This window comes from Streptomyces sp. NPDC001922 (assembly GCF_042891165.1).
Lineage (GTDB): Bacteria > Actinomycetota > Actinomycetes > Streptomycetales > Streptomycetaceae > Streptomyces.
Map to the genome: position 1 here is coordinate 301,779 of NZ_JBIASV010000005.1, position 1,945 is coordinate 303,723.

Sequence of the window (1,945 nt, forward strand, 5' to 3'; positions counted from 1 at the left end):
CGCTGTTCGCCGTCCCCCGACGATCCCGACGGAACGACGATCCCGACGGAACGACGAACCTGACGGAACGCCGAACCCGACGGAACGACGAAGGGGCCGCACCCCCCTCCGGTGCGGCCCCTTCCGGCAGGGCCGGGAGGAGTCCGCTTACGCGGCGCTCACCGGGCCCTCGGTCCGGCGGCGGCGCACCACGAAGACGGCGCCCGCGCCGACGACCATCGCGACGCCGCCGACGGTGGCGATCGTCGGCAGCAGCGACGAGGCGCCGGTCTCGGCCAGGTGGCCCTTCGGGTCGATCGCGGTGTTCCCGGCGGGCTTGGCCGGGACCGGCTTCCGGCCGCCCTGCGGCTTCGGCTCGGCGCTCGGGATCTCGCCCGGCTTCGAACCGGCCGCGAGGATGTCGAACTCGTAGTAGCTCTTGCCCGACGCGTAGACGCACTCGCCCTTGTCGTTGGCGTAGGCGCCGATGCTGATCGCGAAGCCCAGTCCGGCCGGAGCGGACGCGTCCACGCTCAGCCGCAGGTCGACGGAGAAGGACTCGTGCGGCCGCACGTCGGTGTAGCCGACGTAGCCCGCGCCCTCGTCGTTCTCGTTCAGGGAGATGTTCTGCCAGGCGCCCGACTCGGGGTCGCGGTACTGGAGCGTCAGGTGGCCGCTGCCGACGCCCCAGGTGTCCTCGTCGATCTGGGCGGCGAAGACGCCGAGGTCGACACGCTGGTAGGCGGAGTCCGACGCATTGGAGACGTCCAGCCGGAAGCGGTGGAAGCCGCTGCCCGCGACGATCTTCGAGGGCAGTCCGGAGAAGCCGGTGACGAGGCTGTCGTCGATCTGCGGCTCGTCGCTCTCGTCGCACTCCAGCGGGCCGTCGGTGGAGCCGGCCGTGGGCCGGGTCCCGGTGGTGGCCGTGGCGCTCGGCTTGTCCGTCGCGCCGGTGGTGGCGGAGGAGCTGCTGGAGGGCGCGCTGCCGGCAGGAGCCGGGGCCGACGAGGAGCTGCTCGCGGGAGCGGGCGCGGAGCTGGTGCTGCCCTCGGGGGCCGGAGCGGTGGAGGTGGAGCTCTCCGGAGCCGGCGCGGTCGAGGTGGACGCGGCGGGGTCCGGGGTCTCGCCGCCGTCGGTCGCGAACGCGGAGGGGGCGGCGAGCAGGGCGGCGGGAACGATGGCGGCCGTTGCGGCAGCCGTCGCCAGGGCGCGGCGGAGCATCATGAGACCTCTTCGGGGTCCGGAGTGCTGCATGGGTGGCAGCACCGTCATGGGGAGGCCGTCGCGGTTGGGGGAGCGCGGTAGGGCCGTGCGTGTGCAGATAAGTGACCCGTAAAGGTTCCGAAGGGTTGTGCGAAGGCACTTCGGCTTTCAAGTGATCTGGGTCACACCCTCGAGCGGTGCCTCCGATGCCCGCGGGGTGCCTGCTCTGCCGCATCCATGAGGGGTGCGAGAGCCGGGCGGCCGGCCTTCGTGCGCGCTGCGGCGCGGGTGGGGGGCGGGATCGGGGTGAGGGCGGGGCGGCACACGGAAGCGGCCGGCGCCCGGGCGTCCCCGGGAACCGGCCGTCCTTGGAGGCCGTGACCGGGCTGCTGTCCCCTGCCGACCGGTCACGTACCGGAGCGTGGTCCCACGACGCACACCGCTTGGGTCAGTCCTGAGCCAAGCCGCTCGGCACGTCACACGCTCCGGTGATTCCGCCCTGTTGCCACGGGCCCGATCGAACAGGGGCGGAGCCACACGTGGTTCTCGCTGACCGCCCCTGGATGGCACGGACACCGAACTCAACGAAGGGGCCGCCCGCCCGGTCACGCGCCGTACGGGTGACCTGTGACGGCTGCCGTACGACTCCCTTCGATCATGAGCCGGAAGCCGGAAGCCGGAAGCCGGAAGCCGGAAGCCGGAAGCCGGAAGCCGGAAGCCGGAAGCCGGAAGCCGGAAGCCGGAAGCCGGAAGCCGGAAGCCG

Annotated in this window: 1 protein-coding gene; it reads right to left on the reverse strand. The window is 72.8% G+C overall.

Features of this window, described 5'->3' with window-relative positions:
* Window positions 1–147 precede the first annotated feature (147 nt).
* Window positions 148–1,203 carry an LAETG motif-containing sortase-dependent surface protein gene (locus tag ACFYYR_RS11280; protein WP_388849974.1) on the reverse strand — a complete coding sequence of 352 codons (1,056 nt, stop codon included), beginning with the start codon at window positions 1,201–1,203 and terminating at the stop codon, window positions 148–150.
* Window positions 1,204–1,945: the final 742 nt, after the last annotated feature.